Here is a 26,672-nt window from a genome sequence, read left to right as displayed (position 1 = left end):
CAAGACGCGACGTCCCAAACTTATCGAAGCAGTGCGTTGCTACGACCACCAGCGAGACCTCGTGCTTTCGAGGAGAAACCACTCTATTGGCTGCGCGCCTGATATTCCTTCGCGCTAAGATCAACGATCATCGCAAAAGGATCACAGCGTGAAAGACGGCGTCAACGTCACCGACGCAATCGCGGTCATCGCCCATGACGGCCCCCGCTACACGAGCGGGAAGCATCGCCACGCCCAGGCGCAACTGCTCTATGCGATCAGCGGCGTCATCTCGGTAACGACGGAGCGCGGAACCTGGGTGGTGCCGCCCAGCCGCGCCGTGTGGCTGCCGCCGCACATGGAGCACACGACTGCCACGCATTCGGGGATCCGCTTCCGCTCGCTGCTGATCGGCGGCAAGGATATCGCAGGGCTTCCCGACGAATGCATGGTTGTCGAGGTCACGCCGCTATTGCGCGAATTGATCCTGAAGCTCGCCGAGCTCGCCGGCAAGCACGCTAGCAACGACATGGCGGTGGCCGTGATCCGCTTGCTGCTCATGGAACTGTCGTTCCTGCCGGCGCAGGCACTCAACCTGCCTGCGCCGAGGCACCCGGGACTGACGCGACTGTGCGAAGGCGTGCGCGGCGATCCGTCGGGCGAGATGAGCATCGTGGAGGCTGCGGCCACGCTCAACATGAGCCGGGCCACCTTCATCCGCGCGTTCCAGCGCGAGACCGGCATGAGCTTCGGCCGCTGGCGACAACAGGCGCGCATGCTGCATGCCCTGACCCTACTGGCCGACGGACGCGGCATCCTCGGCATCGCGCTCGAATGCGGTTACGACAGCCCGAGCGCATTTTCCGCAGCGTTCCGGCGCTCGCTTGGACGTTCGCCGAGCGACTACTTCTCCGTGGATCCGGAGCGCTGAGGGACTTCGGCGGTTTTCAACTGGAAGACGCACAGCCGGGAAGGCAAGCGAAGATGCATCGGCTCGTTTCCCGATTTACTTCTGGCTTCCCAAAGTGGCGGAGAGAGTGGGATTCGAACCCACGGAAGGTTTGACCCTTCGCCGGTTTTCAAGACCGGTGCCTTAAACCGCTCGGCCATCTCTCCGATTGCAACCAGACTGCGTCACGCTGGACGAACGCATGCAGGATAGTGCCCGTGCCCTGCTCTTTCAGCCGCAACATCATCGTGCAACGTTGGCGGCCGCATCGCCAAAGACATCGCGATGCTGCGCCAGCGTGCGGCCGCGCATTTTCGCACGGCCGCGCCGGTTTTGCTCAGCCGGCCTCGACCGCCATCGCGCCCAGGGTCGAATGCTTGACCTTGATCCGTTCCGGGCAGCCGCTGCAGTCCAGGCGCGAGGCCTCGATCTGGCGCGGCAGGTGCTCGGCGAGGAAGTCGATGAACACGCGTACCGCCGGCAGCAGGCCGCGGCGCGAGGCGAACACGGCGTGGCAGATGCCCTGCGGCAGCGACCATTCCGGCAGCACCACTTCCAGTTCGCCGTTGCGCACGGCGTCGGCGCAGACCGTTTCCGGCAGCAGGGTGATGCCGAAGCCGTCCTTGACCATCGACTGCAACAGCGGGAAGTCGAAGCCGGCCACGCGTGGCTGCAGGTCGACGCGGCGCACTTCGCCGGCCGGTCCGTGCAGTTCCCAGCGCTGCCTTGCCTCGTCCTCGCTGATGCTCAAGGTCACGTGCGAAGCCAGTTCTTCCGGATCCTTCGGACGGCCGGCGCGGTCAAGGTACTTGGGACTGGCGACCAGCAGTTCCTGCACCTGGCCGAAGCTGCGCATCACCAGGCTGCCGTCGTCGTCCAGGCGCGAGCGCACGCGCAACGCGACGTCGTAGCCTTCGTTGATGATGTCCACGCGGCGGTTGCTGATGTTCAGCTGCAGGCGCACTTTCGGGTATTGGTCGAGGAACATCGGCAGCAGCTTGGGCAGCTGCATCTGCGCCAGCGACACCGGCACGCTGACCCGCACCAGGCCGCGTGGCTCGGCGCTGAGCCGGTCCACCACCTCGCGCGCGGCTTGCGCCTCGGCCAACATCGTCTGCGCATGGCGATGCACGTTCATGCCCAGGTCGGTGACCGCGAAGCGGCGCGTGGAGCGCTGCAGCAGGCGCACGCCCAGATCGGTTTCCAGCTGGCTGATGCGGCGGCTCAGGCGCGACTTGGGAATGCCCAGGGCGCGCTCGGCGGCGGCAAAACCGCCGTGATCGACCACCATCGCGAAGTAGTACAGGTCGTTGAGATCGTGCATGTTCTTTCGATATTTAGAACGATGGATGAAATCGCGTTGGGTTCATTCTACTCCCACAACGATCAAGGCTGTGCAATCGGCCCCGCCTGGCATGGCGCATTGCGAGCGTAGCCGCGGCGGCCCGTTCCGGCAGCAACGACCACAGCGGTCTCCCGCTTTGCGACAGCGCGATCAGGTGAATGCCCTACCCGGCCCTGTGCTTTGCATCAGCCAGTGGCTGCTAGGTCCGTTCGCAGCGATTCAAGCATGGAGCGGCAACGGCGTCTTGGTTGCCGGTGCGCCGATACGATCGAACGCGCCTGGCCCCCGAACGCAGACGAGCGAAGTGCCGGTGATGCCAGGTCGGATGGCAATCCTGCCTAGGGGTGGGCGAATGCGCAGCCACCGCGTCCGCACAGCGGCCAGGCGCAGCACGCCGAGCCGGAGCGGTTTTCGTCAACTGGCAACGACTGTGGGAGCGACTTCGGTCGCGACAAGCTTTCTCGGTAATGCCCGTCGCGACTGAAGTCGCTCCCACAGATGCCGCCGGATACTGCCGCAAGACCGGCCGCTGCGCAGCGTGCGCAGAGCCTGCGGCTCAACCGATGCGGTCGATACCGCCCATGTACGGACGCAGCGCGTCGGGCACGTCGATCGAGCCGTCGGCGTTCTGGTAGTTCTCCATCACCGCGATCATCGCGCGGCCGACCGCGGTGCCGGAGCCGTTGAGCGTGTGCAGCAGTTCCGGCTTGCCGGTGGCGGGATTGCGCCAGCGCGCCTGCATGCGCCGCGCCTGGAAATCGCCGCAGTTGGAGCATGAGGAGATCTCGCGGTAGGTCTGTTGCGACGGCAGCCAGACTTCCAGGTCGTAGGTCTTGGTCGCGGCGAAGCCCATGTCGCCGGTGCACAGCAGCACCTTGCGGTACGGCAGCCCCAGCGTTTCGAGCACCACTTCGGCGCAGCGGGTCATCCGTTCGTGCTCGGCGGCGCTGTCCTCGGGACGGCAGATGCTGACCAGTTCCACCTTCTCGAACTGGTGCTGGCGGATCATGCCGCGGGTGTCGCGGCCGCCGCTGCCGGCCTCGGAGCGGAAGCATAGCGAGTGCGCGGTCATGCGCAGCGGCAGGCGCTCGGCCTCGACGATCTCGTCGCGGACCAGGTTGGTCAGCGAGATTTCCGAGGTGGAGATCAGGTAGCGCTTCTGCTCGCCGAGTTGGGTGGCGAACATGTCCTCTTCGAACTTGGGCAACTGACCGGTGCCGTACAGGCTGTCGGCGTTGACGATCACCGGCACGTTGGTTTCCTGGTATTCGTGCGGACCGGTGTGCAGGTCGAGCATGAATTGCGCCAGCGCACGGTGCAGGCGCGCGATCGGCCCGCGCAGTACGGTGAAGCGCGCGCCCGACAGCTTGGCCGCGGTCTCGCCGTCCAGCCAGGCATGGCGCGCGCCCAGTTCCACATGATCCTTGACCTCGAAATCGAAGGTACGCGGCGTGCCCCAGCGCTGTACCTCGACGTTGTCGGCCTCGTCCTTGCCCGCCGGCACGTCGGCCTGCGGCAGGTTGGGAATCTCCAGCGCCAGCGTCTCCAACTGCGCGCGGATCTCGTCCAGGCGCTGCTCGGAGGCCTTCAGTTCGTCGCCGAATCCGGCGACTTCGGCCATCAGCGCCGCTACGTCCTCGCCCTTGGCCTTGGCCTGGCCGATCGCCTTGGAACGGCTGTTGCGCAGGCTCTGCAGTTCCTGGGTCCGCACCTGGATGCGCTTGCGGTCGGCCTCCAGGGCTTCCAGGGCGGCCACGTCCAGCGCATAGCCGCGGCTGGTGCGCAGGCGCTCGGCGAGATCGGCGGGCTGTTGGCGGAGCAGGACGGGATCGAGCATGGGCGCGGCACGTGGATGGATCGGAGCCGCGCATTATCGCCTGTCGGCCGCGCTTTTGCCGAAACTAAGGAGGCCGCGCCCCGCTGCGCACCCGATTAACCGCGGCTATGCCAGAATCCAGCGGTTCCCTACGGTGAGTCCCATGTCCACGTCGCCTCCGTCCTCCAACACCGGCATCGTGCTGCGCCTGCCGCGCCGCCTCCTCGTGATCGTCGGCATCGCCTTCTGCGCAGGCCTGCTGCTGTTTCTGGCGGTATGGCTGGTCGGGCGCAAGGACAACGACTTCTACAAGCCGCAGCCGGCGCAGGTGCAGCAGGATACGGCGGAGATCAAGCCGCTGCCCGAACCCCTGCCCGCCGGCAGCGGCGCCAGCGACATGCCGCAGGCCAAGCCGCCGGCAGCGGAAGATGCGCCGAAACTGGTCGAGACCGCGCCGCCTGCCCCGCGTCCCGCCGATGCGATGGCGCCGGTGCCGGGCAGCACCGAAGGCGCTGCTGCGGGGACGAACGGCACCGCGCTGGCGCCGGGCGATCGTCCGGTGCCGCTGGAAGGGCAACCGCCGCCGCGTTATCCGTCGGCGGCCTTGCGCCGTGGCGACAGCGGCACGGTGGTGGTGCGGGTCGAGGTGGATGCCAGCGGCACCCCCGGTGGCGTGGCCCTGGTCAAACGCAGCGGTTCCCGCGAACTGGATCGCGCGGCGATGGAAGCCGTGCGCCGCTGGCGCTTCCGCCCGGCGCAGCAAAAAGGCCAGGCGGTCGCCGGCAGCCTCGAGATTCCGTTCGATTTCAAGCCGGCTCAGTAAGCTGAACCAAGCTTGCGGCACGCGCCGCGCGTTCACAGGTGGCTGACACACCCTGAACAGGATCGAGGCAAGACTAGTCGCGTCCTCAAGACGAAGGAGCACGACTATGTCGAGACCGCACGATACCCAGGAGTTGTACTCGCGCTCGCGGGAAACCGATGCCGGCTCACGTTCGCATGCCCATCGCGGCTCACCTTGGGCATGGATCATTGTGGTCGCGCTGGTACTGACGGCCGGCGGCTGGTGGCTGAGCCGCGATCGCGCAGACCAGGTCCCCGCCAATACCCCGGCCCCGGCAACGCCTGCCAACGATCCACCGCGCGCTCCGTAGCCGCGCACTCGCCAGATCGCCGGCCGCCTGACAATCGATTCCGCGAGATTTACGCGCCGCGGCCTGCGCTCTGCAGGCCGCGGCCACTCTTCATTCGGCAGCGACTAACCCGAATCCCGCATTGCGCGCCAGTGTGTCGAAACCAGGGAACGAGGTCGCCACGTTGGCCACATCGTTGATCCGCACCTCGCCATCGGCCAGCTGGCCGGCAATGGCGAACGCCATCGCGATGCGATGGTCGCCATGGCTTTCGATCACCCCGCCCCCCAGCGGGCCGCCATGGATCGTGGCGCCGTCGGGCGTCTCGTCGACTACGATGCCCAGGCTACGCAGGCCGGTGGCCATCGCGGCCAGGCGGTCGGACTCCTTGACCCGCAGCTCGGCCGCGCCGGTGACCACGGTCTGGCCCTGCGCGGCGGCCGCGGCGACGAACAGCGCCGGGAACTCATCGATCATGTCCGGCACCACCGCTTCGGGAATCTGTGCCCCGCGCAGCGGCGCGTAGCGCACGCGCAAGTCGGCCACCGGCTCGCCGCCGTGTTCGCTGTGATTGTGCTCGACGATGTCCGCGCCCATCAGCCGCAGCGCCGCGAGCAGGCCGGTGCGGCGCGGATTGAGGCCGACCGCGCGCAGGGTGATGTCCGAACCGGGAACGATGCTGGCGGCGACGATGAAGAACGCCGCCGAGGAAAAATCGGCCGGCACCGCGATGTCGGTGGCGCGCAGCCGCTGGCCGCCGCGCAGGCGCGCCTGGCCTGGTTCGAACGCGATCTCCACGCCGAACGCGGACAGCATTCGCTCGGTGTAGTCGCGGGTCGGATGCGGTTCCTGCACCGAGGTGACGCCGTCGGCATACAGCCCGGCCAACAGCACCGCCGACTTGACCTGGGCGCTGGCTACGGGAGAGACGAACTCGATGCCGTGCAAAGGCTGCCCGCCATGGATACGCAGCGGCGGCACGCCGTTGGCATCGGTATCGATGCGCGCGCCCATCAGCGCCAACGGCTCGGTCACCCGGCGCATCGGCCGCTTCGAAAGCGACGCGTCGCCGACCAGCACGCTATCGAACGGCTGCGCGGCCAGTAAGCCGGCGAGCAGCCGCATCCCGGTGCCGGCATTGCCGCAATCCAGTTCGCCCTGCGGCGCCTGCAAGCCATCGACGCCGACCCCGTGGACGATCCGCTGCGACGGCGACGGCGTCTCGATCCTGACCCCGAGCCTGGCGAAGATCGCCGCGGTCGACCGCGTGTCCTCGCCCTCCAGGAACCCATCGATATGCGACACCCCATCGGCCAGCGCCGCGAACATCACCGCCCGATGCGAGACCGACTTGTCGCCCGGCACATTCAACGTCCCCTGCAAAGCAGAGCCCTTCGTCGCGATCCAGTACTGCTCGTTGCTCATCACCGTTCCTGAGATTGCCGTCGTCACCCGCAAGCGGGCCTCGCTGTTGATCTTGCTACTGCCGTTGATTTTGACGTTGCCGTTGCTGCAGCTGTTGCCGTTTGCTCTTCAGGGGTCCCCATTGAGGGTCGGCGAGCAGCCTGGGAACAACCCCGCAGGGGCGGCGCGCAGGATGCGCGTCGTTTTTCGCTGGCACATGGATGTGCCATCGAAAAATCCCAGGTTGCTCGCGGACCCCGCGCGCAGCGCGGGGCGACCCGACTGGGGCGGCCTTTCTTTTGCTTACTTTTCTTTGGCCGTACAAAGAAAAGTAAGTCGCGCAACGCGCGAAAGCTCTTGCTATTGCCCTTGCTTCGGTTCTGCAGCTACGCCAGCTGCATCAGAACGATCAAGGCACCGCCACAGGATAAGACCCTAACACCTTGATCTGCGCCGAATGCGCCTTCAACTCCGCCAACGCCTGCTTCATCGACTCGTCCTCCACATGCCCGGCCAGATCGATGAAGAACCCATACTCCCACTTCGCCTGATGCGAAGGCCGCGACTCGATCCGGTTCATGCTGATCCCATGCCGCGCGAACGGACTCAGCACATCGAACAGCGCACCCGGCTTGTCGTGGATGAACACCAACACCGACGTGCGATCGTGCCCCGACGGCGGAAAGATCTGCCGGCCGATCACCAGGAAGCGCGTCGTGTTGTCGTCGTCGTCCTCGATCGACTTCATGATCACCTTCTTCAGCGCGTACACATGCGCCGCACTCTCCCCGCCGATCGCCGCCGCATCCTCCGCATTGCGCGCGCGCCGCGCGCCCTCCGCATTGCTCGACACCGGGATCTTCTCCACCTTCGGCAGATGCGCGCGCAGCCACCCGGCGGTCTGCGCGAACGACTGCGGATGCGCATAGATGCGCTCGATCGCATCGAGCCGGCCGGTGCGCGACAGCAGATACTGGTGCACGCGCAGCTCGGTCTCGCCGCAGATCTTCAGGTTCGAGGTCAGGAACATGTCCAGCGTGACCTGGATCGTGCCCTGCCCGGAATTCTCGACCGGCACCACGCCGAAATCGGCGTTGCCGCTCTCCACTTCCTGGAACACTTCCTCGATCGTCGCCATCGGCAGGCCCACCGCCGAGCGGCCGAAATGCTTGAGCACCGCCTGCTGGCTGAAGGTGCCTTCCGGGCCGAGATAGCCGATCTTCAGCGGCTCCTGCTGCGCCAGGCAGGCGGACATGATCTCGCGGAACACGTGCACCAGCACTTCGTCGCTGAGCGGACCCTGGTTGCGGTCCACCACCATGCGCAGCACCTGCGCCTCGCGCTCGGGGCGGTAGTAGTCCACCGCCGCGGCGAGCTTGCCCTTGGCCTTGCCGACCTGGTGCGCGAACTGCGCGCGCTCGGCGATCAGCGCCTGGATGGTGCGGTCGATCTCATCGATCTTGGCGCGCACGTCGGCCAGCGCCGGCGCCGCGGCTGCGGGCTTGGCGATGGCCGTCGAGGTCGGCTTGGCCGGCTTCGCGTCTGTGGCTGGGGATTTCTTCGGCTTGGCCGGCTTCGCGTCTGTGGCTGGGGATTTCTTCGGCTTTGCGGCCATGGATGGTGGTTCCTCGATGTTCCGGAGTGCCTGTGAGGCATCCGGTCGCGGCTGAAGCCGCTCCTACAGTGGGGATGGCTCAGCCGTTGCGTTGCTGGAAGTCGCGCATGAAGGCGACCAGCGCCTGCGCGCCGGCCACCGGCATCGCGTTGTACAGCGAGGCGCGGATGCCGCCGACCGCCTTGTGGCCCTTCAGCGCCAGCAATCCGGCGGCCTTGGATTCGGCGACGAAGCGCGCGGTGAGGGTCTCGTCCGGCAGGAAGAACGGGATATTCATCCGCGAGCGCGCGTCTGCCACCACGGCGTTGCGGTAGAAGCCGCCGGAGCCGTCGATCGCCGCGTACACCAGTGCCGACTTGGCCTGGTTGCGGCGCGCGAACTCCTCCACCCCGCCCTCGGCCAGCATCCACTTGAACACCAGCCCGGCCAGGTACCAGTTCCAGGTCGGCGGCGTGTTGAGCATGGAATCGCGCGCGGCGTGCGAGCGGTAGTCGAAGATGTCGGCGCGCGGCTGGCCGCTGCGCTGCAACAGGTCCTTGCGGATGATGACCACCGCCACCCCGACCGGCCCCAGGTTCTTCTGCGCGCCGGCGTAGATCACCGCGTACTTGGACACGTCGATCGGCTCGGCGGCGATGCTGGAACTGAAATCGGCGAACAGCGGCACCGCGCCCACGTCCGGCGCGTCGCGGAACTCCACGCCGTGGATGGTCTCGTTGGCGGTGACGTGCACGTAGGCGGCATCGGCGCTGAGCTGCCAGCTGGCGCGCGGCGGGATGTCATGGAAGCCGCCGGCCTCGCTGCTGGCGGCGACGTGCACGTTGGCGTACGGAGCGACCTGCTTGATCGCGGTCTTGCCCCAGTGCCCGGTCACCACGTAGTCCACGGTCTGCCCGGGCGCGGCGAAATTCAGCGCCAGCAGCGCCTGCTGGGTGGTGGCGCCGCCGGACAGGAACAGCACCGCGTAATCGTCGGAGATGCCAATCAGGCGCCGCAGGTCGGCTTCGGCCTCGGCCGCCACCGCCATGAACTCGGCGCCGCGGTGGCTCAACTCCACGATCGAGGCGCCCACGCCGTTCCACTCCAACATCTCCGCCTGCGCCTGGCGCAGGACCGATTCCGGCAATGCAGCGGGGCCGGCACTGAAATTGAACGCGCGTGTCATGGGGCACCTATCGGACAAGACGCCTAGTATGCCGCAGCGCACCAGCTTGCGGCCCGGGCAATTTAGGTTGCATTTGCATCCATCGGCCCCGCGCAAGCGTAGTCTTTGCCAAGAAGCCGCCAGCGGTCGCCCGCCCCCCCAGGAGTCAGCCATGTCATTGCGCGATGCACTCAACATTCCCAGCCGCGAGATCACCGACGAGGCGGTCTACCGCGACCGCCGGCGCCTGCTGCAGGCCCTGGCGCTGGCGCCGGCGATGGGCCTGGTCGGCTGCGCCGAGGCCGAGCCGCCGGCCCCGCCGAAGACCGTGGTGACGCCGGAACAGGCGCGCAGCGGTTTTCGCACCAGCGAAGAACTGACCCGCTACGAGGACGTGACCAGCTACAACAACTTCTACGAATTCGGCACCGACAAGACCGATCCGTCGAAGGCGGCCAAGACCCTGCGCACCGCGCCGTGGTCGGTGAAGGTGTCCGGCGAATGCGACAAGCCCGGCACGCTGGCGCTGGACGACCTGCTCAAGGGCAACACGCCGGAGGAACGCATCTACCGGCTGCGCTGCGTCGAGGGCTGGTCGATGGTGATCCCGTGGCTGGGGGTGCCGCTGGCCGCGGTGCTCAAGCGCTTCGCACCGACCTCCAAGGCCAAGTACGTCGCCTTCACCACGCTGGCCGATCCGCAGCAGATGCCCGGCATCCGCTACCGCTCGATCGACTGGCCGTACAAGGAAGGCCTGCGCATCGACGAGGCGATGAACCCGTTGACCCTGCTTGCCACCGGCCTGTACGGCAAGCCGCTGCCGCAGCAGAACGGCGCGCCGCTGCGGCTGGTGGTGCCGTGGAAATACGGCTTCAAGAGCATCAAGTCGATCGTCGAGATCCGCTTCGTCGAGCGCATGCCGGAAACCGCATGGCATGAGTTGCAGGCCTCCGAGTACGGCTTCTTCTCCAACGTCAATCCGGCGGTGGACCATCCGCGCTGGAGCCAGAAGACCGAACGCCGCATCGCCGGCAAGGCCAGCAAGCTGTTCGCCGAACGCATCCCGACCCGCCCGTTCAACGGCTATGCCGAACAGGTCGCGGGGATGTATGCGGGGATGGATCTGAAGAAATGGTATTGAGGAGAGGCTGGGAATGGGAAGCCGGGAATCGGGAATGGGAAGAGCGCGGCGCCTCGTTTTGCTGCAGAAAGCGCATGAAGTCTGGACGCGCCGCGGTTTCGGGTCGCACCTGTCGCTGCAACGCGGCTCGATGATGGCGCATGGCTAAGACATCCGCTTCGTTGATCGCGGCCAAGACGCTGGTGCATGCGCTCGCGTTGGTGCCGTTGGCCTATCTGGGTTGGCAGTTCTGGCAGGTGTGGCAGAGCGGCAGCGATGCGCTCGGCGCCGATCCGGTGGCCGAGATCGAGCACCGCACCGGGCTGTGGGCGTTGCGCCTGCTGTTGCTGACGCTGGCGATCACGCCGCTGCGGCAGCTGAGCGGGCAATCGGTGCTGCTGCGGTTCAGGCGCATGCTCGGGCTGTACGCGTTCTTCTACGCCTGCGTGCACCTGAGCGTGTACCTGGGCCTGGATCTGCGCGGCTACTGGACGCAGATCTTCGAGGACATCGTCAAGCGCCCGTACATCACCGTCGGCTTCATCGCCTGGCTGCTGCTGATCCCGCTGGCGATCACCTCCACCCAGGGCTGGATGCGCCGGCTCAAGCGCAATTGGGGCAAGCTGCACAAGGCGATCTACGCGATCGGCGTGCTGGCGGTGCTGCACTTCTGGTGGCTGGTGAAATCGGACATCCGCGAACCGCTGCTGTACGCGGCGATCCTGGCGCTGCTGCTGGGCTGGCGCGGCTGGCGGGCGCTCAGCGCGCGCCGAACCACAGCAGCCCGCTGAGCGCAGCCGCCAGCAGCAAGGCGCTGAGCAGCAGCCATGGCCAGCGCAGCGCGGTGGCCGGGCGCGGGGTGGGTTCCGCTGCGGCGGCCAGCGGGACGCTGGCCGGATCGTGCTTCAGCGGCTCGCCGGGCGCGGCCTGCGGCACTTCCAGCACGAAGCGGTGCTGGGTGTCGAACACCAGTTGGTCGCCCGGCTGCAGCCAGCAATCGCGTACCGCATGGCCGTTGACCTGGGTCTGCGCATCGCCGAGCCCGCGCAGCAGCACGCGTTCGCCATGCCGCTCCAGCCGCGCGTGGCGTTCGGCGAAGGCGGGGTCGTCGATGCAGATGTCGCAGTCGCGCAGGCGGCCGATGCTGCGCACCCGGTCCAGGGTGTAGCTGCGGCCATGGTGCTGGCCGCCGACGCCGCGCAGCACCAGCCGCGGATCGTCGCCCTCGCCTTCCGCCACATCTGGCAGGCGCTGCAGGGGCTCGCACACGCCCAGCACCAGCATTTCCACACCGTCGGCATAGACCGCATCGCCGGCGCGCAGCAGCGCCATGCGCCGCACCGGACGCCCGTTCACGTGGATGCCGCGGGCGCCGTTGGCCACCTGCAGCCACAGCCCGCGCCGGTCCAGGCAGAACTGCGCCAGCAGCAAGGCGCCCTGGGTATCCTCGACCACGCGCACATGCCCGGACGCCTGCCGCACGATGCGGTGCACGCCCGCGCGCAGGGGCCGGTCGGGTTGCTGGCGGTTGCTGAAATGGACTTGCAGGTCGGGCACGGCGGGGAGCCTAGCAGGTTGCCCGCGCTTGAAGAAGCGCGCCGCGGCTGGACAACACTCCGCGCATACGCACAATGCCTGATCTTTTCCGCGGGCCGCACGCCCGCACAGGAGCCAGCATGTCCAGCATCGACATCCGCCACGACCACGGCAAGACCCCCGCACAGGCGCGCAAGGCGATCGAAGACGCCGCCAAGAAACTGTCCGAACGTTTCGACCTGGAATCGCGCTGGGACGGCGATGCGCTGCTGTTCTCGCGCTCCGGCGTGGACGGGCGCATCGAACTGCTGCCCAAGCAGGTGCACGTCACCGCCGAACTGGGCTTCCTGCTGTCGGCACTGAAGGGCACGGTGGAAAGCGAGATCCGCCGCGTACTGGCGGAAAAGCTGGCCTGAGCAGCAATAGCCCCTCTCCCACCGGGAGAGGGGTTGGGGGTGAGGGTACGGCGCGAAAGCGTCTCGTGGAGTTTGGGGGCGCGAGGCTCCGCCCGTACCCTCATCCGCCCCTGCGAGGCAACTTCTCCCAGCGGGAGAAGGAACAGCCGCGGCCCGCTCAGTCGAAAGCGAACGGCTGCGGGTGTCCGGCGAAGAGGCGCCGCGAGACCTCGCGCTCCGTGGTCTCGATGTCGCCGATGAAGCCTTCGGCGTCGCCGAGTTTGGAGAACGCGTCGAAGCCGCGTTCCAGGAAGCCCTGCAGCTCCGACAGCCCCGCCGCCTTGGCCGGGCCGCGCGCGAAGCGCAGCAGCATGCGTACGCCCGGGGTGTGCACCGCGGCGGCCAGGCCCAGGCCGACGCTGGCGATCAGGTCGATCTGATGCAGGCGCAGGCGGCGCAGGCCGGTGTGCCGATAAGCCTCGGCGTATAGCTCGTCGTCCAGGCGCTTGCGGCGCGGCGCCAGCGCCTGCAGCGCCTCGGCCATGCGCAGGTCCAGCGCGTGGGTCAGCACGCCCAGTTCGATGCCGTCGGCGACCGTGTCCAGCAGCGTGGCCGGCATCAGCCGCTGCATCATCGGCAGCACCTTGACGATGTCGGCATCGCGCCGGCTGAAATCGCGGTCGCCATAGACGTCGGTCAGGAAGAACATCGCCGCCGGGCGCCGCTGCGGGTCCTCCAGGAAGTGCTCGAAGCTGCGCTCCAGCCGCTGCGTCTGCCAGCGCCGCAGTTCCTGCAGCCAGCGCAGCGCATTGCGCGGCTCGTGCGCCGGATCGTGCACGGCCTGATGCCACGCCAGTCGGCGGCCGAGTCGTTCCAGGACGGGATTGCTGCGCGCCATGGGCGCCGATGATGCTGGTCGGCGGGCGTGACCGCAAGCATCATGCCGCTCGGCTACACTCCGGCCAACGCCCTTCGCGGACCGCGCATGCTTTCCCTCCACAGCGCCTCGCCACGCCCCCGTTCACACGGCCGTATCGGCCTGGCCATCGCCGGCGGCGGCCCGATCGGCGGCATGTACGGACTCGGCGCGCTGCGCGCGCTGGACGAGGCCCTGGACGGGCTCGACCTGACCCGTCTGGATTGCTACGTCGGCGTCAGTTCCGGCGCGTTCCTGACCGCCGGCCTGGCCAACCGCATCAGCAGCGCCGAGATCTGCCGGATCTTCGTCACCGGCAACAGCGACGATGCGCACTTCCGGCCCGAGGATTTCCTGCGCCCCAACGTCTACGAATACCTGCGCCGCGCCGCGACCCTGCCCAAGCTCGCCTATGGCTGGTGGCACGACCTGCTGACCGAGCCGCGCAAGACCCGCTGGTCGGACCTGATCACCCGCTTCGGCGGGCTGGTGCCCAGCGGCCTGTTCGACAACGCCGGGGTCGAGCGCTTCATGCAGGACGTGTTCAGCCGGCGCGGCCGCAGCAACGATTTCCGCGCGCTGGACACCGATCTGTTCGTGGTCGCGGTGGACCTGGACAGCGGCCGCACCGTACGTTTCGGCGAACCTGGCATGGACCAGGTGCCGATCTCGCTAGCGGTGCAGGCCAGCGCCGCGCTGCCGGGGCTGTATCCGCCGGTGGAGATCGACGGCCGCCACTACGTCGACGGCGCGCTGCGGCGCACGATGCACGCCTCCACCCTGCTGGAGCGCGGCATCGACCTGATGATCGGGATCAACCCGCTGGTGCCCTACGACGCCACCCACGCGCCACGCCGCAATGGCCAGATCGACCGTGCGCGGCTGCTCAGCGGCGGCCTGCCGGCGGTGCTGTCGCAGACCTTCCGCACCCTGCTGCAGTCGCGCATGCAGGTCGGGCTGGAGAAGTACGCGCGGCAATACCCGCGGGTGGACCAGCTGGTGTTCGAGCCCAACGCCGACAACAGCGAGCTGTTCTTCACCAATCTGTTCAGCTATGCCGCGCGCTACCGCGTCTGCCAGATGGCCTATCGCAACACCCTGGCCGACCTGCGCCGCAACGCCGAGGTGCTGGAGCCGATGCTGGCCGCGCATGGCATCGCCCTGCGTCACCAGATCCTCAATGATCGCAAGCGCACCTTCATCGACGGCGTGGACGTGCAGCCGGGGCGCACCACCGAAGCCACCGCGCGCCTGCGCCGCGCGCTCGACGACGTCGACCAGGTCATCGCCCGGCGTCGCGCCACCCGCCGCACGCGGCGCGCGCCGCCGCTTTCCGCCGACTGAGACGCCGGCGCTGGTGTGATTACTCTAACCAACGCCGTGAGTCTCGAATCCAGCCACCCAACCGCCGAAGGAACCGCACCGTCATGGCCACCCTGAAGAAATCCGCACGCAAGAAGAAGACTGCCGCCGCCGACGAGGGCCTGCAGGCGCAGGCGGAAAAGCTTTCCAAGCGCCTGGGCGAATCCGCGCAGCAGGTGTGGCTGGCCGGGGTCGGCGCGTTCGGCCGCGCCCAAGCCGAAGGCGGCAAGCTGTTCGAAACCCTGGTCAAGGAAGGCCTGACCCTGGAGCAGAGCACGCGCAAGCTGGCCGGCGGCGGCGTCGATGCGGTGCGCGACGTGGTGGAGAACCGGGTCGGCCAGGCGCGCGAACGCGCCGCCGATACCTGGGACCGGCTGGAGAAGGTGTTCGAGGACCGGGTGCAGCGCGCGTTGCGCAGGCTGGAAGTGCCCAGCCGCGAAGACCTCGGCACCCTGGTCGATCGCGTAGACGCTTTGAACGCCGAACTGCGTAACCTGGGCAGCGGCCGCCGCGCACGCCAGGCGCCGGCCAAGGCGCCGGCAGTCAAGAAGGCGGCAAAGACCGCCGCGCCCAAATCCCGTCCGCCCAAGCAGGCAGCGCCGGCCCGGCGCCGTGCCGGTCCGGTGGTGGCCAGCGCCACGCCCGCGCCGAAACGCGCCAGCCGCAAGCGCGCAGCGGCGCCGGCATCGGCTGAATGAGGCTTTGTTGCAAAGCAGCAGATTTTTTCCGACAATCGGGACGGACCCGCCAGTCCATCTGAAGACCGTTTGCTCCCCTCCCCTCTCGGCTTCGGACTGGCGGGTCTTCTCCTGTCCGCCGTTCCCCGCTGTCGCCTTGCCGGCGCTGTGACACGCTGGCGATAAACTGGCGTCATCGAATAGCGTTACGCGGGTGCGAGCATGTTTTCCTGGATAGCGGCAACGGTCTTGGCAGTTGGAGCATGGCTCGCTGCCACGCTCTACCTGTGGGTGGTCCGGCGCCGCGAGAACGAGACCACCGCCGGGCTGCATGCCCTGGCCGGACTGCATTGGCGCGATTTCTCGCGCATGGTGCGGCGCGCGATGCGCGAGCAACGCGACCTGCACGACGTGGTGGCCGACGAGGACGTTTCCCAGGAACCGCAGAGCGATTTCGTGATGACCCGCGGCGACGCGCGCTGGCTGTTGTCGTGCAAGCACGGCCGCGCCTACCGGATCGGCTCGGCCGCGGTCAACGAACTGGGCGCGGCGGCGCGACTGATGGGCGCGCAGGGCGGCATCCTGGTCACCGAGGGCAAGGTGCAGCGCGATGGCATCGCCGCGGCCGACAAGCAGTCGGTGGAGATCCTCGACGGCCGCCGCATCTGGCCGATGCTCAAGCGCTACCTGCCCAGCGAACTGGAAGATGGGGTGATCGGCGCCAGCCGCCGGCGCGCGCAGCGGCATACTGCGATCGCGGCGTTGGCCGCAGTGACCCTGGGCCTGCTGGTGGGACTGGGCGGACTGGCGCTGCAGCAGCGCAGCGCCGACGCGACATCCGTCGCGGCGCTCCCCGTCCCCGCCCAGCCCAAGCCGACAGCGGCGCAGCCTGCGCTAAATAACCCGCCCGCCGCCGCGACAGCGCCGGCAACCGTGGCGGTGGCCGACGCCGAACCGGCCAGCGCAGCGCCAGACGCCGCCACCGAAGCCGACTATCGCCAGTCGGTGTCCAAGGCCCTGGCCAAGACGCCCGGCGTGATCCGCGGCATCTGGCAGACCCAGCTGACGCTGGTAATCGACCGCAGCGGCGACGATGCGCAGGTGTGGCCGCGGATCTGCAAGGAAGTGGAACGCTATCCCTCGCTGCGCACCGTGCGCATCCAGCTCAACCCGCGCCCCGACCACGACGAGCCGGTGCGCTGGCGGCAATGTAGGACGTTTTGAGCCGGGATTTGGGATTGGGGATTGGGGATTCGCAAGAGCGTTGGCAGCTGCGAGTCCATCGTCCCGCTGTTTGCATCCGGCGCGGCAAATCCGCTTTTACGAATCCCCAATCCCGAATCCCCAATCCCGGCTCATCACCAATGGACTCCGCGCATCAACGCCGCGAACGCGATCTGCTCCTGGCTGGGCTTGGCCTCGCGTAGCGCCTTGCGGTCGCCCTTGGCCGCGGCCGAGTCCGGGAACAGTTCGAAAGCGGTGTTCATCACCACCTCGTAGGCCTTCGGCGCCACCGCGTTGACCAGCGCGGCGAAGATGCCCAGCCGCGTCGCCACCCGGCTCGGGCGCTCGATGATCGCCTTGACCATCAGGTCGGCCGCTTCCTCCACGCTCAGCGTCGGCACGCTGTCGTACATCTTGGTCGGCGCGATCATCGGCGTCTTCACCAGCGGCATGTTGACCGTGGTGAAGCTGATGCCCTTGCCGGACAGCTCGCCCTGCGCGCAACGGCTCCAAGCGTCCAACGCGGCCTTGGAGGCCACGTAGGCGGAGAAACGCGGCGAATTGGCCAGCACGCCGATCGAGCTGACGTTGATGATGTGGCCCTTGCGCCGCCCGGTCATGCCCGGCAGCACACCCATGATCAGGCGCAGGCTGCCGAAGTAGTTCAGCTGCATGGTGCGCTCGAAATCGTGGAAGCGGTCGTAGCTCAGTTCGATCGAGCGGCGGATCGAGCGGCCGGCGTTGTTGATCAGCACGTCGACGTGGCTGTGCGCGTCGAGCACGGTCTTGAGCAGCGCATCGCAGCCGGCCAGGTCGGACAGGTCGGCGGTATAGGCGAACACCTTGCCGCCCTTGGCGTTCATCGCATCGCGCGCGGCGAACAGCTCCTGCTCGCCGCGGGCGACGATGATGGTGGTGGCACCGGCTTCGGCCACGCGCTGCGCGGTGGCCAGGCCGATGCCCGAGGAGCCCCCGGTGATCAGCACCACCTTGCCGCGCACCTTGCCCTTCAGCGTGCGGTCGACGAACAGATCCGGATCAAGGTGCCGTTCCCAGTGGTCCCACAGGCGCCAGGCGTAGTCCTCCAGCCGCGGCACGGCGATGCCGCTGCCCTTCAGCGCGCGCTCGGTCTCGCGGCTGTCGAAGCGCGTGGGATAGGTGATGAACTTCAGCACCTCGCGCGGGATGCGGAAATCGCGCAGCAGCATGCCGGTGAAGCGGCGGATCGGCGGCAACCCGCCGACCGCGGCGCGGATGCCCGCCGGCACGAACGCGAACATCCGCGCATCTACCCGCAAGGTCATCTCCGGCGCGTGGCCGGCGCGGCAGAACACGTTGAGCACCTCGCCCACGCGCAGCGGTTCCGGGTCGGTGAGGTGGAAGGTGTGGCCGTCGAGCTTGGGCTTGTGCGCGATGTGGTCCATCGCATCGGCGACGAAATCCACCGGCACCAGGTTGATGCGCCCGCCCTCGATGCCCAGCATCGGCGCCCACGGCGGCAGCAGCTGGCGCAGCTTCTTGATCAGCGGGAAGAAGTAGTACGGCCCGTCGATCTTGTCGATCGCGCCGGTGCGCGAATCGCCGACCACCATGCCGGGGCGGTAGATGCGCCACTTGATCCGGGTTTCCGCGCGCACCAGCGCCTCGGCATCGTGCTTGGTGCGCAGGTAGGGATCGTCCAGGCCTTCGGCCTCTTCGAACATGTCCTCGCGGAAGATACCCGGGTACAGCCCGGCCACCGCGATCGAGCTGGTGTGGTGGAAGATGCCGGCGCCGATCTGCGCCGCCAGCTCCAGCGCGTTGCGGGTGCCATCGAGATTGGCCACGCGCTGCGCCTCGGCCTTGGCGGTGAGGTCGTACAGCGCGGCAAGATGGAAGAAGTGCTTGACCTTGCCGTGCAGCGCCTTGCGTTGCGCCTCGTCCAGGCCGCAACAGTCGGCGCCGACATCGCCGTGCAGCACGACCAGGCGCTTGGCGTCCCAGCCCTGCTCGCGCACCAGCGCATCGAACTTGCGTTGCGACTCCTTGCGCACCAGGACGTGGATGAGGCCTTTGCGCCGCATCAGGTTGGCCATCAGATAACGGCCGATGAAACCGGTGGCGCCCGTAACGAAATACGTCATGCCGAACCATTCCTCGTGCTGCGGCCGCGGCCCCTCGCCCCGTCCCTGGCCGCTAACTTGCCAGAGTGCGGCAGGCAGGACAAACGCACGCTGGGGTACGGCGGGTGCGCGCAGCGTGCGGCAACGCAGCATCGGCGGCCCGCGACACGGCGGTTTTCGCCTGCCGCGCAGTGCTCAACGCACGCCTGGCGAGAAACGCGCGACCAGGTCGTAGGTGTCGCCGAGAAACACCTGGCGCACGAAGGTGACGGCCTGTTCGCCGCGCCAGGTCTGCCGGTCGATCAGCAGGCAGGCGGTGCCGGCCGCCACCTGCAGCCGCGCCGCCTGCGCGGAGTTGGCGCCGACCGCGCTGATGCGATGCTCGGCGCGGGTCCACGGCACGTGCTGCAGCAGCCAGCTGCCGGGCACGATAACCGCGAAATCCATCTGCAGCGCTTCCGGTACCGCCACCGGATTGATCACCCGCTCCTCCAACGCGAACGGGCGCCCGTCGGCGAAATGCAGGCAGTGCAGCGACAGCAGCGTGCCGGCGGCGGCGACCTCGGCCTCCTGCGGCAGTTCGGCGCGCGGCGCGCGCTGGCGCCGTTCCAGCAGTTCGAAGCGATAGGCGTGGCCGCGCGCGGCGACCTCGACCGGAATGTCGGGGATCTCCAGCGCCACCTGCTCCATGTGCGGATGCGGCCGCGCCACGAACGAACCGGCGCGGCGGCGGCGCTCGATCATGCCGGCGTCGGCCAGCATCGCCAGCACCTTATTGACCGTCATCCGCGAGCAGGCGTACTGGGCCATCAGTTCGTGCTCGAACGGAATGCGGTGGCCCGGCGGCCATTCGCCGCTGCGGATGCGGCCTTCGATGTCGCTGCGGATGCGGTGGTTGAGCGTCGCCGCGCGCGGGGACTGGCTCATCGGCGCTCCTGCGCGGCAGCGTTCCGTAGACGATGCCGGATCATGCGTGCAACAGCGCGGTCAGCGCTCGCGCATAGGCCGCGGCGATCGCCTCGCGGCGGTGATGGCGGCCGTCGCGTACCAGCTCGCGGCCGTTGCGCCAGACCGAACGCACCGCGCCGCGCCGCGCGGCGAAGATCCAGCTGTCGAGCAAGGCGTCGCCGTTGCGCGCGCACAGCGCCGGATGTGCGGGATCCAGTTCGACCAGATCGGCCGGCGCGCCCACCTGAAGGCCCTGCGTCACGCCCAGCGCCTGCGCCGCGCCTTGCGCCGCGGACTGGAACAGGAAGCGGCCGCTGGATTGCGCGGCGTCGCCGGCAAGCACGTTGCGCCCGCGCAATTGCAGGCGCTGGCCGTATTCGAGCAGGCGCAACTCCTCGGCCGCGTCGATCAGCACATTGGAATCGGAGCCGACGCCGAAACGCCCGCCGGCCTCGACGAATGCGCGCATCGGGAACAGCCCGTCGCCCAGATTGGCCTCGGTGATCGGGCACAGACCGACCACCGCGCCGCTGGCGGCGATCGCCTGCACTTCGCCGGCATCGACATGGGTGGCATGGACCAGGCACCAACGCGCATCCACCGGCGCATGCGCCAGCAACCACTGCACCGGCCGCTGTCCGCTCCAGGCCAGACAGGCCTCGACCTCGCGGGTCTGCTCGGCGATGTGGATGTGCACCGGCCCGTCGCACAGCGGCAGCAGCGCGGCCAGTTCGTCCGGGGTCACCGCGCGCAGGCTGTGCGGGGCGATGCCCAGCACCGCATCGTCGAGGCCGCGCAATGCGCGGCGGCTGCCGTCCAGCAGTTCGGCGTAGCCGTCCAGGTCGTGGATCAGCCGCTGCTGCGCCGGATTCGGCGCGGCGCCGCCGAAGTCGGCGTGCGCATAGAACACCGGCAGCAGGGTCAGGCCGATGCCGCTGGTATCGGCGGCAGCAGCCAGGCGCTGCGCCATCTCCGCGCGGTCGGCATACGGCCGGCCATCGGCGGCGTGGTGCAGGTAATGGAATTCGCCGACCCGGGTGAAGCCGGCCTCGAGCATTTCCACGTAGGCCTGTTCGGCGATGGCCTGCATGCTGTCCGGGTCCAGCCGCTGCACGAAGCGGTACATCAGCTCGCGCCAGCTCCAGAAACTGTCGCCGCTGCGGCCGCCGACCTCGGTCAGCCCGGCCATGCCGCGCTGGAAGGCGTGGCTGTGCAGGTTGCCCAGCCCGGGCACCGCGATCGCCAGCGTCCGATCGGCGAACGCCGCGGCCACGCCGGACTGCACCGCGGCGATGCGCCCGCTGCGGACCTCGATCCGCACGTCGCGCGCCCAGCCCTCCGGCAGCAGCGCATGCGCGCACCAGAAAGCGCTGGTTGCCTCGTTCCCGCCCACCTGCTGCTGCGCCAGGGTCTGCACTGGACACCCTCCGTCGACCACAATATTGTATATACAAAATAACCGACGAGCCCGCCCGTGACCATGCCCTGCGACACGCTCTGGCACAACGCTCACCTGATGACCCTGGACGCCGACGACGGCGGGCTGGGCTTGGTCCGCGACGGCGTGGTCGCCTGCCGCGACGGGCGCATCGTCTATGCCGGCGCCGCCGCGGCGCTGCCGGCACCACTGGCCGCGCTGCATAGCGTCGATTGCGGCGGGCGCTGGATCGGCCCAGGCCTGATCGACTGCCACACCCACCTGGTCTACGCCGGCAACCGCGCCAGCGAATTCGAGCAGCGCCTGCTCGGCGCCAGCTACGCCGACATTGCCCGTGCCGGCGGCGGCATCGTCGCCACCGTGCGCGCGACCCGCGCCGCCGACGAAGCCGCGCTGCTCGCCGCCAGCCTGCCGCGGCTGGACGCGCTGCTCGCCGAAGGCGTGACCACGGTGGAGATCAAGTCGGGCTACGGGCTGACCCTGGACGACGAACTGCGCATGCTACGCGTGGCGCGGCGGCTGGGCGAACTGCGCCCGGTCGCGGTATCGCCCACCTTCCTCGGCGCGCACGCGGTGCCACCCGGCGCCGAGGCGCAGGCCTACATCGACGAAGTCTGCGAGCAAATGATTCCCGCCGTCGCCGCACAAGGCCTGGCCGAGGCGGTGGACGTGTTCTGCGAGCACCTGGCCTTCACCCCGGCGCAGACCGAGCAGGTGTTCCAGGCCGCGCAACGGCATGGCCTGGCGCTGAAGATCCATGCCGAGCAGCTGTCCAACCAGGGCGGCGCAGCGCTGGCGGCGCGCTACGGCGCGCGCTCGGCCGACCACGTGGAATACCTCGACGATGCCGGCGTCGCCGCGATGGCCGCCGCCGGCACCGTGGCGGTGCTGCTTCCGGGCGCGTTCTACTTCACCCGCGACACGCAATTGCCGCCGATCGCCGCGCTGCGCGCCGCCGGTGTGCCGCGCGCGCTGGCCACCGACTGCAATCCCGGCACCTCGCCGCTGACCAGCCCGCTGCTGGCGATGAACCTGGCGGCGACGCTGTTCCGCATGAGCGTGGCCGAATGCATCGCCGGCTTCACCCGCGAGGCGGCATGCGCGCTCGGACGCCATGAACAGGTCGGCCGGTTGCGCGCCGGGCTGCAGTGCGACCTGGCGATCTGGGACATCGAACAACCGGCCGAACTGGTCTACCGCATGGGCTTCAACCCGCTGCATGCGCGCATCTGGAGGGGACAATGAGCAACGAGATCGTGCTGCGCCCGGGCGCAGTGAACCTGGCGCAGTGGCGCGCCGTGTACCGCGGCGCCGGCGTGCGCCTGGATTCCGGCTGCGCCGAGGCGGTGCTGCGCAGCGCGCAGACGGTGGAGGCGATCGTCGCCAAGGGCGCGCCGGTATACGGCATCAACACCGGCTTCGGCAAGCTGGCCAGCGTGCGCATCGAGCGCGAAGACCTGGACACCTTGCAGCGCAATATCGTGCTGTCGCATGCGGCCGGGGTCGGCGAGCCGATGCCGGTGCCGGTGGTGCGGCTGATGCTGGCGCTGAAGCTGGCCAGCCTGGCGCAAGGCGCCTCCGGTGTACGGCCAGCCACGCTGGCGCTGCTGGAAGCGCTGCTGCAGCACGACGTGATCCCGGTGGTGCCGTGCCAGGGCTCGGTCGGCGCCTCAGGCGACCTGGCGCCGCTGGCGCATCTGGCCACGGTGATGATCGGCGTCGGCGAGGCCTTCGTCGACGGCGAGCGCATGCCGGCCGCGCAGGCGCTGGCACAGGCCGGGCTGCAGCCCCTGGCGCTGGGCGCGAAGGAAGGCCTGGCGCTGCTCAACGGCACCCAGTTTTCCACCGCCTACGCGTTGGCCGGGCTGTTCGAGATCGAGCGCGTGTTCCATGCCGCGCTGGTCGCCGGCGCGCTGTCCACCGAGGCGGCGAAGGGCTCGGACACCCCGTTCGATCCGCGCATCCACGCGTTGCGCGGCCAACATGGGCAGATCGCCACCGCCGCCGCGCTGCGCGCGCTGATGCACGGTTCGGCGATCCGCGACTCGCACCGCGACAACGACGTGCGCGTGCAGGATCCCTACTGCCTGCGCTGCCAGCCGCAGGTGATGGGCGCGGCGCTCGACGTGATGCGCCAGGCCGCGACCACGCTGGCGATCGAGGCCAACGGCGTGTCCGACAATCCGCTGGTGTTCAGCGATACCGGCGAGGCACTGTCCGGCGGCAACTTCCACGCCGAGCCGGTGGCCTTCGCCGCCGACATGCTGGCGCTGGCGGTGTGCGAGATCGGTTCGATCAGCGAGCGCCGCGTCGCCATGCTGGTGGATCCGGCGCTGTCCGGGCTGCCGGCGTTCCTGACCCCCAAGCCGGGGTTGAACTCCGGCTTCATGATCCCGCAGGTCACCGCCGCGGCGCTGGTGTCGGAGAACAAGCAGCGCGCCTACCCGGCCAGCGTCGATTCGATCCCGACCTCGGCCAACCAGGAAGACCACGTGTCGATGGCCGCGCACGGCGCGCGCCGCCTGCTGGCGATGGCCGAGAACGCGGCCAACGTGGTCGGCATCGAACTGCTCGCCGCCGCGCAGGGCTGCGACTTCCATGCGCCGCTGACCTCCAGCGCCGCGCTGGAAGCAGCGCGCGCGCTGCTGCGCGCACAGGTGCCGGCGCTGCAGGACGACCGCTATTTCCATCCGGACATGCTGGCCGCCACGGCGCTGGTGCGCGATGGCGCGCTGGCGGGCGCGGTCGATGTGTCCCTGCCCGACGCAACCTCCGGATCATGACCCCAGTAGGAGCGGCTTCAGCCGCGACCGGGACTTACCGGTAACGCGGTCGCGGCTGAAGCCGCTCCTACAAAAACGCGAGGCCCGCATGACCACCCTCCCCGACTGGCTCACCCTCCACCGCGGCGACGCGCCGCTGATCGTCAGCTTTCCGCACACCGGCACCGAGTTGCCGGAAGCGCTGGCCGATCGCTTCGTCTCTCCGTGGCTGGCACGGCGCGATGCCGACTGGTGGGTGCATGAGCTGTACGCGTTCGCGCGCGACATGGGCGCCACCACGCTGCGCTCGGCGGTGTCGCGCTCGGTGATCGATCTCAACCGCGATCCGAGCGGCGCCTCGCTGTACCCGGGCCAGAACACCACCGGCCTGTGTCCGCTGACCACCTTCGATAACCAGCCGCTGTACCGCGACGGACATGGTCCGGATGCGGAGGAGATCGCACGCCGCCGCGACACCTGGTTCGCGCCCTACCACGCCGCACTGGCCGCGCAGATCGCCCGCCTGCACGCGATCCACGGCACCGTGGTGGTGTACGACGCACACTCGATCCGCTCGCACATCCCGCACCTGTTCGAGGGCGAGCTGCCGCAGTTCAACATCGGCAGCGCCGGTGCATCCGGTGCGCCCGACACCAGTTGCGACAACGCGCTCACCGACGCGGTCGAGACCGTATGCGCGGCGAGCGGCATGCGCCACGTACGCAATGGACGCTTCAAGGGCGGCTACATCACCCGCCACTACAGCGACATTCCCGGCGGCGTGCATACGCTGCAGATGGAGCTGGCCTGCCGCGGCTACATGCACGAACCCGAGTGCGTGGACGAACACAACTGGCCCACGCCGCTGGACCCCGACCACGCCGCACCGCTGCGCCGCACGCTGCAGCAGGTACTCGCATCCTGCCTTGAATTCGCCCACTCCCGGAGCGCCGCATGACCCGCCTCGACCCCACCCGCACGATCCAAGCGCCCACCGGCAGCACCCTCACCTGCAAGAGCTGGCTGACCGAAGCGCCGCTGCGCATGCTGATGAACAACCTGCACCCGGACGTGGCCGAACGCCCACAGGAACTGGTGGTGTACGGCGGCATCGGCCGCGCCGCGCGCGACTGGGAATCCTTCGACGCGATCGTGGCCGCGCTCAAGCGCCTGGACGACGACCAGACCCTGCTGGTGCAGTCCGGCAAGCCGGTCGGCGTGTTCCGCACCCACGCCGATGCGCCGCGCGTACTGATCGCCAATTCCAACCTGGTGCCGCGCTGGGCCACCTGGGACCACTTCAACGAGTTGGATAAAAAGGGTCTAGCCATGTACGGCCAGATGACCGCCGGCAGCTGGATCTACATCGGCGCGCAAGGCATCGTCCAGGGTACCTACGAGACCTTCGTCGAGATGGGCCGCCAGCACTACGCCGGCAGCCTGGCCGGCAAGTGGCTGTTCACCGGCGGCCTCGGCGGCATGGGCGGTGCGCAGCCGCTGGCCGCGGTGATGGCCGGCGCCTCGTGCCTGGCGGTGGAATGCCGCAAGAGCAGCATCGACATGCGCCTGCGCACCGGCTATCTCGACACCTGGACCGACGACCTGGACGAAGCGCTGCGCCTGATCGAGGAATCGTGCACGGCGAAGAAGCCGCTGTCGGTCGGCCTGCTCGGCAATGTCGCCGACGTGCTGGACGAACTGCTGGTCCGCGGGGTCAAGCCGGATCTGCTGACCGACCAGACCTCCGCGCACGACCCGGTCAACGGCTACCTGCCGCAGGGCTGGAGCGTCGAGCAGTGGGACGCAAAGCGCGCGAGCGCACCGAAGGAAGTGGAAGCGGCCGCGCGCGACTCGATGGCCAACCACATCCGCGCCATGCTCGCCTTCCACGCGCTCGGCGTGCCGACCGTGGACTACGGCAACAACCTGCGGCAGATGGCGCTGGAAGAAGGGGTGGAGAATGCCTTCGACTTCCCCGGCTTCGTGCCCGCCTACATCCGTCCGCTGTTCTGCCGCGGCATCGGCCCGTTCCGCTGGGCCGCGCTGAGCGGCGATCCTGAGGACATCGCCAAGACCGACGCCAAGGTCAAGGAGCTGATCCCGGACAACCCGCACCTGCACCGCTGGCTGGACATGGCCGCCGAGAAGATCAAGTTCCAGGGCCTGCCGGCGCGCATCTGCTGGGTCGGCCTGGGCGATCGCGACCGGCTCGGCCTGGCGTTCAATGAAATGGTGGCAAGCGGCGAGCTGAAGGCGCCGGTGGTGATCGGCCGCGACCATCTGGATTCGGGCAGCGTCGCCTCGCCCAACCGCGAGACCGAGGCCATGGCCGACGGCTCAGACGCGGTTTCCGACTGGCCGCTGCTCAATGCCCTGCTCAACACCGCCAGCGGCGCCACCTGGGTCTCGCTGCACCACGGCGGCGGCGTCGGCATGGGCTTCTCCCAGCACGCCGGCATGGTCATCGTCTGCGACGGCAGCGAGGCGGCGGCCAAGCGCATCGCGCGCGTGTTGTGGAACGACCCCGCGACGGGTGTGATGCGCCATGCGGATGCGGGGTATGAGATCGCGGTGGAATGCGCGAAGGAGAAGGGACTGGATCTGCCGGGGATTCTGGGCTGATCGCGTGCCGCCGGGCGGTTGCAGGTCACTGGCCGGCAACCGCCTGCTTTCTGTAGAGCCGAGCATGCTCGGCTCTATGTGTCCAGGTGCACGGTATCTGATGCAAGAGCAGCCGAGCAAAGGCTCGGCTACACACGCTTGACCCTGTCCCCTGTCGTGAAGATGATGCGCCATCGCCACTGACG

Annotated in this window: 22 protein-coding genes and 1 tRNA gene; 12 read left to right on the top strand and 11 right to left on the bottom strand. The window is 68.6% G+C overall.

Annotated features, from left to right (window positions below; all coding sequences use genetic code 11):
* Positions 1-148: 148 nt before the first annotated feature.
* Complete coding sequence (locus tag HEP74_RS09825; protein WP_185816276.1) at positions 149-910, top strand: AraC family transcriptional regulator; 762 nt, start codon at positions 149-151, stop codon at positions 908-910.
* Between the two features lie 95 nt (positions 911-1,005).
* On the opposite strand, the gene HEP74_RS09820 is transcribed toward HEP74_RS09825, so the two are convergent.
* From HEP74_RS09820 to serS, 3 genes are all read right to left on the bottom strand, one after another.
* Positions 1,006-1,095: transfer RNA gene (locus HEP74_RS09820), tRNA-Ser, on the bottom strand.
* 170 nt (positions 1,096-1,265) lie between these two features.
* Positions 1,266-2,252, bottom strand: coding sequence for a LysR family transcriptional regulator (locus HEP74_RS09815; RefSeq protein WP_185816275.1), 987 nt, complete (start codon positions 2,250-2,252; stop codon positions 1,266-1,268).
* Between the two features lie 577 nt (positions 2,253-2,829).
* Positions 2,830-4,110, bottom strand: coding sequence for a serine--tRNA ligase (gene serS / locus HEP74_RS09810; protein ID WP_185816274.1), 1,281 nt, complete (start codon positions 4,108-4,110; stop codon positions 2,830-2,832).
* Positions 4,111-4,252: 142 nt separating this feature from the next.
* Between serS and HEP74_RS09805 the strand changes: the two genes are divergently transcribed.
* Positions 4,253-4,912, top strand: a complete 660-nt coding sequence (locus HEP74_RS09805; protein ID WP_185816273.1) for an energy transducer TonB — start codon at positions 4,253-4,255, stop codon at positions 4,910-4,912.
* Positions 4,913-5,333: 421 nt separating this feature from the next.
* Here HEP74_RS09805 and aroA read toward each other — a convergent pair whose 3' ends face one another.
* The 3 genes from aroA to serC form a co-directional block, all read right to left on the bottom strand.
* Positions 5,334-6,647, bottom strand: a complete 1,314-nt coding sequence (gene aroA / locus HEP74_RS09800) for a 3-phosphoshikimate 1-carboxyvinyltransferase (protein WP_185816272.1) — start codon at positions 6,645-6,647, stop codon at positions 5,334-5,336.
* Positions 6,648-7,035: 388 nt separating this feature from the next.
* Positions 7,036-8,241: a prephenate dehydratase gene (gene pheA / locus HEP74_RS09795; protein ID WP_185816271.1), complete on the bottom strand. Its 1,206-nt coding sequence runs from the start codon at positions 8,239-8,241 to the stop codon at positions 7,036-7,038.
* Positions 8,242-8,320: 79 nt separating this feature from the next.
* Entirely contained in the window at positions 8,321-9,406 is a 1,086-nt protein-coding gene (serC, locus tag HEP74_RS09790; RefSeq protein ID WP_185816270.1) for a 3-phosphoserine/phosphohydroxythreonine transaminase, read from the bottom strand.
* Positions 9,407-9,557: 151 nt separating this feature from the next.
* Between serC and msrP the strand changes: the two genes are divergently transcribed.
* Positions 9,558-10,526, top strand: a complete 969-nt coding sequence (gene msrP / locus HEP74_RS09785) for a protein-methionine-sulfoxide reductase catalytic subunit MsrP (RefSeq protein ID WP_185816269.1) — start codon at positions 9,558-9,560, stop codon at positions 10,524-10,526.
* A 140-nt stretch (positions 10,527-10,666) separates the two neighbouring features.
* Positions 10,667-11,296, top strand: a complete 630-nt coding sequence (msrQ, locus tag HEP74_RS09780; protein WP_185816268.1) for a protein-methionine-sulfoxide reductase heme-binding subunit MsrQ — start codon at positions 10,667-10,669, stop codon at positions 11,294-11,296.
* On the opposite strand, the gene HEP74_RS09775 is transcribed toward msrQ, so the two are convergent.
* Complete coding sequence (locus tag HEP74_RS09775) at positions 11,265-12,062, bottom strand: FHA domain-containing protein (protein ID WP_185816267.1); 798 nt, start codon at positions 12,060-12,062, stop codon at positions 11,265-11,267. The two genes, msrQ and HEP74_RS09775, sit on opposite strands and share 32 nt — an antisense overlap.
* Positions 12,063-12,181: 119 nt before the next feature.
* Here HEP74_RS09775 and HEP74_RS09770 point away from each other — a divergent pair, with 119 nt between their 5' ends.
* Entirely contained in the window at positions 12,182-12,457 is a 276-nt protein-coding gene (locus HEP74_RS09770; protein WP_185816266.1) for a polyhydroxyalkanoic acid system family protein, read from the top strand.
* A 157-nt stretch (positions 12,458-12,614) separates the two neighbouring features.
* Here the strand turns inward: HEP74_RS09770 and HEP74_RS09765 are convergent, their stop codons facing one another.
* Complete coding sequence (locus HEP74_RS09765) at positions 12,615-13,334, bottom strand: DUF8198 family protein (protein ID WP_185816265.1); 720 nt, start codon at positions 13,332-13,334, stop codon at positions 12,615-12,617.
* An 87-nt stretch (positions 13,335-13,421) separates the two neighbouring features.
* Between HEP74_RS09765 and HEP74_RS09760 the strand changes: the two genes are divergently transcribed.
* From HEP74_RS09760 to HEP74_RS09750, 3 genes are all read left to right on the top strand, one after another.
* Positions 13,422-14,696 carry a patatin-like phospholipase family protein gene (locus HEP74_RS09760; protein ID WP_185816264.1) on the top strand — a complete coding sequence of 425 codons (1,275 nt, stop codon included), beginning with the start codon at positions 13,422-13,424 and terminating at the stop codon, positions 14,694-14,696.
* A gap of 83 nt (positions 14,697-14,779) precedes the next feature.
* Complete coding sequence (locus HEP74_RS09755; protein ID WP_185816263.1) at positions 14,780-15,412, top strand: phasin family protein; 633 nt, start codon at positions 14,780-14,782, stop codon at positions 15,410-15,412.
* 201 nt (positions 15,413-15,613) lie between these two features.
* Positions 15,614-16,615: a restriction endonuclease gene (locus tag HEP74_RS09750; RefSeq protein WP_185816262.1), complete on the top strand. Its 1,002-nt coding sequence runs from the start codon at positions 15,614-15,616 to the stop codon at positions 16,613-16,615.
* A gap of 134 nt (positions 16,616-16,749) precedes the next feature.
* Here the strand turns inward: HEP74_RS09750 and HEP74_RS09745 are convergent, their stop codons facing one another.
* The 3 genes from HEP74_RS09745 to HEP74_RS09735 all read right to left on the bottom strand — a co-directional run bounded on the left by HEP74_RS09745 (position 16,750) and on the right by HEP74_RS09735 (position 21,082).
* Positions 16,750-18,738 carry an SDR family oxidoreductase gene (locus HEP74_RS09745; protein WP_185816261.1) on the bottom strand — a complete coding sequence of 663 codons (1,989 nt, stop codon included), beginning with the start codon at positions 18,736-18,738 and terminating at the stop codon, positions 16,750-16,752.
* A 174-nt stretch (positions 18,739-18,912) separates the two neighbouring features.
* On the bottom strand, positions 18,913-19,644 hold the full coding sequence (gene hutC, locus HEP74_RS09740) for a histidine utilization transcriptional repressor HutC (protein ID WP_185816260.1): 732 nt from the start codon (positions 19,642-19,644) through the stop codon (positions 18,913-18,915).
* Between the two features lie 40 nt (positions 19,645-19,684).
* Positions 19,685-21,082: a formimidoylglutamate deiminase gene (locus tag HEP74_RS09735; RefSeq protein ID WP_185816259.1), complete on the bottom strand. Its 1,398-nt coding sequence runs from the start codon at positions 21,080-21,082 to the stop codon at positions 19,685-19,687.
* A 63-nt stretch (positions 21,083-21,145) separates the two neighbouring features.
* On the opposite strand from HEP74_RS09735, the gene hutI reads away from it, so the two are divergent.
* The 4 genes from hutI (at position 21,146) to hutU (ending at position 26,487) form a co-directional block, all read left to right on the top strand.
* Positions 21,146-22,348 carry an imidazolonepropionase gene (hutI, locus tag HEP74_RS09730; protein WP_185816569.1) on the top strand — a complete coding sequence of 401 codons (1,203 nt, stop codon included), beginning with the start codon at positions 21,146-21,148 and terminating at the stop codon, positions 22,346-22,348.
* Positions 22,345-23,886, top strand: a complete 1,542-nt coding sequence (gene hutH / locus HEP74_RS09725; protein WP_185816258.1) for a histidine ammonia-lyase — start codon at positions 22,345-22,347, stop codon at positions 23,884-23,886. The genes hutI and hutH overlap by 4 nt, the downstream gene beginning before the upstream one ends.
* Positions 23,887-23,974: 88 nt before the next feature.
* Positions 23,975-24,823: an N-formylglutamate deformylase gene (gene hutG, locus HEP74_RS09720; RefSeq protein ID WP_185816257.1), complete on the top strand. Its 849-nt coding sequence runs from the start codon at positions 23,975-23,977 to the stop codon at positions 24,821-24,823.
* Complete coding sequence (gene hutU / locus HEP74_RS09715; RefSeq protein WP_185816256.1) at positions 24,820-26,487, top strand: urocanate hydratase; 1,668 nt, start codon at positions 24,820-24,822, stop codon at positions 26,485-26,487. The genes hutG and hutU overlap by 4 nt, the downstream gene beginning before the upstream one ends.
* Positions 26,488-26,672: the final 185 nt, after the last annotated feature.

This window comes from Xanthomonas sp. SS (assembly GCF_014236835.1).
In the GTDB taxonomy this organism is placed as follows: Bacteria; Pseudomonadota; Gammaproteobacteria; order Xanthomonadales; family Xanthomonadaceae; genus Xanthomonas_A.
This window is presented reverse-complemented; position numbering and strand designations above follow the sequence as displayed.

Coding starts and splice junctions, on each gene's coding strand:
- HEP74_RS09815 (WP_185816275.1), bottom strand. CDS start 2,252: ATGCACGATCTCAACGACCTGTACTACTTCGCGATGGTGGTCGATCAC.
- serS (WP_185816274.1), bottom strand. CDS start 4,110: ATGCTCGATCCCGTCCTGCTCCGCCAACAGCCCGCCGATCTCGCCGAG.
- HEP74_RS09805 (WP_185816273.1), top strand. CDS start 4,253: ATGTCCACGTCGCCTCCGTCCTCCAACACCGGCATCGTGCTGCGCCTG.
- aroA (WP_185816272.1), bottom strand. CDS start 6,647: ATGAGCAACGAGCAGTACTGGATCGCGACGAAGGGCTCTGCTTTGCAG.
- pheA (WP_185816271.1), bottom strand. CDS start 8,241: ATGGCCGCAAAGCCGAAGAAATCCCCAGCCACAGACGCGAAGCCGGCC.
- serC (WP_185816270.1), bottom strand. CDS start 9,406: ATGACACGCGCGTTCAATTTCAGTGCCGGCCCCGCTGCATTGCCGGAA.
- msrP (WP_185816269.1), top strand. CDS start 9,558: ATGTCATTGCGCGATGCACTCAACATTCCCAGCCGCGAGATCACCGAC.
- msrQ (WP_185816268.1), top strand. CDS start 10,667: ATGGCTAAGACATCCGCTTCGTTGATCGCGGCCAAGACGCTGGTGCAT.
- HEP74_RS09770 (WP_185816266.1), top strand. CDS start 12,182: ATGTCCAGCATCGACATCCGCCACGACCACGGCAAGACCCCCGCACAG.
- HEP74_RS09765 (WP_185816265.1), bottom strand. CDS start 13,334: ATGGCGCGCAGCAATCCCGTCCTGGAACGACTCGGCCGCCGACTGGCG.
- HEP74_RS09760 (WP_185816264.1), top strand. CDS start 13,422: ATGCTTTCCCTCCACAGCGCCTCGCCACGCCCCCGTTCACACGGCCGT.
- HEP74_RS09755 (WP_185816263.1), top strand. CDS start 14,780: ATGGCCACCCTGAAGAAATCCGCACGCAAGAAGAAGACTGCCGCCGCC.
- HEP74_RS09750 (WP_185816262.1), top strand. CDS start 15,614: ATGTTTTCCTGGATAGCGGCAACGGTCTTGGCAGTTGGAGCATGGCTC.
- HEP74_RS09745 (WP_185816261.1), bottom strand. CDS start 18,738: ATGACGTATTTCGTTACGGGCGCCACCGGTTTCATCGGCCGTTATCTG.
- hutC (WP_185816260.1), bottom strand. CDS start 19,644: ATGAGCCAGTCCCCGCGCGCGGCGACGCTCAACCACCGCATCCGCAGC.
- hutI (WP_185816569.1), top strand. CDS start 21,146: ATGCCCTGCGACACGCTCTGGCACAACGCTCACCTGATGACCCTGGAC.
- hutH (WP_185816258.1), top strand. CDS start 22,345: ATGAGCAACGAGATCGTGCTGCGCCCGGGCGCAGTGAACCTGGCGCAG.
- hutG (WP_185816257.1), top strand. CDS start 23,975: ATGACCACCCTCCCCGACTGGCTCACCCTCCACCGCGGCGACGCGCCG.
- hutU (WP_185816256.1), top strand. CDS start 24,820: ATGACCCGCCTCGACCCCACCCGCACGATCCAAGCGCCCACCGGCAGC.